This window comes from Nocardia amamiensis (assembly GCF_015477605.1).
GTDB classification, from domain to species: domain Bacteria; phylum Actinomycetota; class Actinomycetes; order Mycobacteriales; family Mycobacteriaceae; genus Nocardia; species Nocardia amamiensis_A.
Map to the genome: position 1 here is coordinate 1 of NZ_JADLQX010000159.1, position 1,257 is coordinate 1,257.

The following is a 1,257-nucleotide window of genomic DNA, read 5'->3' on the forward strand; positions in this document are numbered from 1 at the left end:
GTCACCCATGACGCACGCCGAGGCGGGGACGATCCACGCGCACGGGATCGGGAACTACGTTATCGGCATCAGCCGATCCCTCCTTCTCCGAGTTCCACTGTTACTCATGCGACTTCGTGTCGCACGACCTGGTTGAGCCAGGAGGAGCCGGTCGGGGTGAAGTGGACGTGGAAGCGGTGGTGGCGGGCGAGCCATTCGTTGACGATCGGGGTCTTGTGGGTGGCGAGGTTGTCGCAGACCAGGTGGACGTCCAGTTCGGCGGGCACGGTCTTGTCGATCGTGACCAGGAACTTCTTGAACTCGGTCGCGCGGTGGCGGCGGTGCAGCTCGCTGATGACGGTGCCGTCGGCGATGTTGAACGCGGCGAACAGGCTGGTGGTGCCGTGGCGGGCGTAGTCGTGGGTGCGGCGTTCGGGCATGCCCGGCATCATCGGCAACACCGGCTGTGAACGATCCAGGGCCTGCATCTGTGATTTCTCGTCCACGCACAGGACGACAGCCCGTTCCGGCGGATTGTGGTACAGGCCGACGACATCCACCACTTTCTCCACGAACAACGGATCGGACGACAGTTTGAACCCGTCGACCAGATGTGGTTTCAGCTCGAACCGCCGCCAGATCCGCCCGATCGTCGATTTCGACAGCCCGGTCCGCTCAGCCATCGACGACCGCGACCAATGCGTGGCATCACGCGGTGTCTGTTCCAGGGTCAACGCCAGTACCTGTTCCACGCGGTCCAAAAGTATCGACGGCGGCCGTCCCGGCCGGGGTTCGTCGGCGAGCCCGGCCAAGCCGTGCTCGACGAACCGTTTTCGCCACTTCGCCACGGTCATCGGCGCGACACCGACCGCTGCCGCCACATGCGCGTTCGCTGCGCCCGGCTCCGCGCACGCCAGCACGATCCGGCACCGCAGCGCATACGCCTGCGTCGAGGTCGCCGCCCGCGCACCCCGCACCAACTCCCGACGCTGCGCCTCGGTCACCACCAACTCCGGACCCGACCTCGGCCGCCCAGTCCTCGCCACCGCCGAATCCTACAATTAGCCAACGGATTTCAGGCGCAGAACACTAGCGAGCGGACCTGTTCGTAGCCGGTCATCGCCAGGAACGTCGGGGCGCGGCCGTAGCTATTCATCCCGGCCAGGAACACGCCCGGCTCCGGATGCGAGAGTTCTTTCACCCCGTGCGGGTAGACGGTGCCGCAGGAGTGCACGTTCGGGTCGATCAAGGGCGCCAGCTCCACCGGTGCCTGCAACA

At 65.9% G+C, this 1,257-nt stretch carries 1 protein-coding gene and 1 pseudogene; both read right to left on the minus strand.

Translation table 11 applies throughout. The features are described from left to right. Positions 1-104: 104 nt before the first annotated feature. The gene (locus IU459_RS37235; protein ID WP_195134268.1) at positions 105-1,025 is read right to left on the minus strand and encodes an IS630 family transposase; all 921 of its coding nucleotides are present in this window, start codon (positions 1,023-1,025) and stop codon (positions 105-107) included. A gap of 29 nt (positions 1,026-1,054) precedes the next feature. Further along, positions 1,055-1,257, minus strand: a pseudogene (locus tag IU459_RS37240) (flavoprotein); the annotation flags it as partial.